Below are 3,332 nucleotides of genomic sequence, written 5' to 3'. Positions count from 1 at the left end.
CGCTCGGCGGTGAGGGCCGGCCGGCCGGCGTAGCCCCGGGCCAGACCCGCGCCCGCGATGTACAGCTCACCCGGGACGCCCACCGGGACCGGCTGCAACCCGCCGTCCAGCACGTACGCCCGGGTGTTCGCCATCGGGCGCCCGATCGGCACCACGTCCGGTACGGACTCCGCTGTGGGCAGGGCGAGTTGGGTCGCGCAGAGGGTGATCTCGGTCGGGCCGTAGAGCACCCGGACCCCGATGCCCGGCACGGCCGCCAGCACCTTGCGGACGGCGGGCGCCGAGACCACGTCCCCGCCGGTCAGCACCTCGCGCACCCCGGCGAAGACACCGGGCTCCTCCTCCGCGATGACGCGGAACAGTCCGGCGGTGACGTGGACGTGGGTGAGCCGGTGGGCCCGGACCAGGGCGCCGATCGCGGCGGCGTCCAGGTCGCCCTCGGGGGCGACGACCACCTGCCCGCCGGAGAGCAGCGGCGCCCAGAGTTCGTAGGTGGAGGCGTCGAAGGCGTGCGGGGCGTGGAACAGCACCCGCAGACCGTCGGGGTGCTGCCAGCACGGGTCCGAGGCGAGCTGGACGACGTCCCGGTGGGTGATGGCGATGCCCTTGGGCAGGCCGGTGGAGCCGGAGGTGAACATCACGTAGGCGAGCTGTTCCGGGTGTAGCGGCGGACGCTGGGCGCGCTTCCTGCGCGGGCCGTCGAAGCCGAAGGAGTCCGGGGCGAGCGGCAGCACGGGGCAGGGGGCGTCGGCGGCCAGCGGGTGGTCCCGGTGGGCCCGGTCGACCAGGACGAGTGCCGCCCCGGTCTCGGCGGTGATCTGCCGCAGCCGCTCGGCCGGGTGCCGGTCGTCCAGCGGGACGTAGCTGCCGCCGGCCTTGAGCACGGCCAGCAGGGCGACCACCAGCTCGGCGGAGCGGTCCATCAGCAGGACCACCGGGGTGTCGGCGCCGATGCCGGTGTCGGCGAGGTGGGCGGCCAGGTGCTCGGCCCGGGAGTCCAGTTCGGCGTAGCTCAGCGTCCCGGTGTCGGCGACCACGGCGGGCGCGTCGGGGGTGGCGGTGGCCCGGGCCTCGAACAGCTCGGGCAGGGTGGCGTCCGGGACGGGCACGGCGGGGCCGTTCCAGCCGGTGAGCAGCTGCTCGCGCTCGGCCGGGGCGAGCAGGTCGATGCCGCCGATCGGGGCGTCCGGGTCGGCCGCGACGGCGCTCAGCACCCGCAGCAGCCGCTCGGCCAGGGTGGCGGCGGTGGCGTGGTCGAAGAGGTCGGTCGCGTACTCCAGTGCCACCGTCAGGCCGGCCCGGGAGCCCTGCTCGGTGGACTCGGTGGACTCGGTGAAGCGGAAGGACAGGTCGAACTTGGCCACGTCCAGCTGGAAGGGGTGTTCGGCGCAGGCCAGGTCACCGAAGGCGGTGGGCACCGCCGCGCGGCTCTCCAGGGCGATGAGGGTCTGGAAGAGCGGGTGGCGGGCGGGGACGCGGGTGGGGTTGAGCTGTTCGACCAGGCGCTCGAAGGGGATGTCCTGGTGGTCGAAGGCGTCCAGGTCGGTGCGGCGGACGCGGTCCAGCAGTTCGCGGAAGCTGGGGTTGCCGGTGGTGTCGGTGCGCAGGACGAGGGTGTTGACGAAGAAGCCGACCAGGTCGTCCAGGGCCTCGTCGGTGCGTCCGGCGACGGGGGTGCCGAGGGGCAGGTCGGTGCCGGCGCCGAGGCGGGTGTAGAGGGTGGCGACGGCGGCCTGCAGCACCATGAACAGGCTGGCGTGCTGGGTGGCGGCCAACTTGCCGAGTGCGGCGTGGAGTTCGGTGTCGACGGTGGCCTCCGTCAGGCCGCCCCGGTGGCTGGGGACGGCCGGGCGCGGGCGGTCGTAGGGGAGGGCCAGCTCCTCCGGGGCGTCGGCCAGGGCCTGCTGCCAGTGGGCGAGTTGCTCGGTCAGCAGGGCGGTGGGCCGCTCCTGGTCGCCGAGGAGTTCGCGCTGCCAGAGGGCGTAGTCGGCGTACTGCACCGGCAGCGGTGGCCAGTCGGGGGCGCCGCCGGTGGTGCGGGCCCGGTAGGCCTCGCCCAGGTCGCGGAAGAGCGGGGCGACGGACCAGCCGTCGCCGGCGATGTGGTGCAGCAGCACCAGCAGCACGTGCTCGTCGTGCGGCAGCGAGAACAGGGTGGCCCGGACGGGGAGTTCGGTGGCGAGGTCGAAGACCCGGCCGCCGGCCTCGGCCAGCGCGGTCCGCAGCTCCGTCTCGGTGGCCACCGGCACGGCGTGCAGCGGGAGTTCGGGGGCCTCCGTGACCAGCTGGTGGGGCTGGCCGTCGGTGGTCGGGACGAGGGTGCGCAGCACCTCGTGCCGGGTGGCCACGTCCTTCAGTGCCCGCTCCAGGGCGGGGCGGTCGACCGCGCCGGTCAGCCGGACCGCGACGGGCGTGTTGTAGAGGGCGCTCGGGCCCTCGAACTGCTCGATGAACCAGAGGCGTTGCTGGGCGGGAGAGAGTGGGACGAGGGCGGGCCGGTCGGCCGGTCGCAGGGCCGGGCGGGCCGCACCGGAGGCGGGCAGGGCGGCGGCCAGCGCGGCGACGGTCGGGTGGTCGAAGAGGACGCGGATCGGCAGCTCGGCGCCGAGCGCGGTGCGGATCCGGCTGACCAGCTTGGTGGCGAGCAGGGAGTGCCCGCCGAGGTCGAAGAAGCTGTCGTCGATGCCGGGTTCGGCCACCTGGAGGACGTCGGCGAAGAGTTCGCACAGCGCGCGCTCGGTGGCGTTGCGGGGCGCCCGGCCGGTCCTGGTGGCGGTGTAGTCGGGGGCGGGCAGGGCGCGTCGGTCGACCTTGCCGTTGGGGGTGACGGGTAGGGCGTCCAGGACGACGACCGCGGCTGGGACCATGTAGCCGGGCAGGCGGTCGGTGGCGAAGGTGCGCAGCTCCGTCGGGGTGGCGTCGCCGGTGACGTAGGCGACCAGGCGCTTGTCGCCGGGCTGGTCCTGGCGGACTGTCGCGACGATCTGGCGGACGGCCGGGTGGGCGGCGAACGCGCTCTCGACCTCGGCGAGTTCGATCCGGAAGCCGCGGATCTTGACCTGGTCGTCCGCTCGACCGACGAATTCCAGTTCGCCCGTGGTGGTCCAGCGGGCGAGGTCGCCGGTGCGGTACATCCGGTCGCCGGGCTCGCCGTACGGGCAGGCGACGAAGCGCTCGGCGGTCAGGGCCGGGCGGCCGGCGTAGCCCCGGGCGAGGCCGTTCCCGGCGAGGTACAGTTCGCCGGTGACCCCGGCCGGGACGGGCTGCAACCCGTCGTCCAGCACATAGGCCCGGGTGTTGGGCAGCGGGCGGCCGATCGGGACGGTGTCCGG

At 74.9% G+C, this 3,332-nt stretch carries 1 protein-coding gene; it reads right to left on the bottom strand.

All coding sequences use genetic code 11. From position 1 onward, the window contains the following. A partial coding sequence (locus tag ACFWIS_RS40500) for an AMP-binding protein (RefSeq protein WP_380524386.1) occupies positions 1 to 3,332 on the bottom strand: 3,332 nt, incomplete at both ends.

The sequence above is a fragment of the Kitasatospora sp. NPDC127060 genome (assembly GCF_042724935.1).
Classification (GTDB): domain Bacteria; phylum Actinomycetota; class Actinomycetes; order Streptomycetales; family Streptomycetaceae; genus Kitasatospora.
This window is presented reverse-complemented; position numbering and strand designations above follow the sequence as displayed.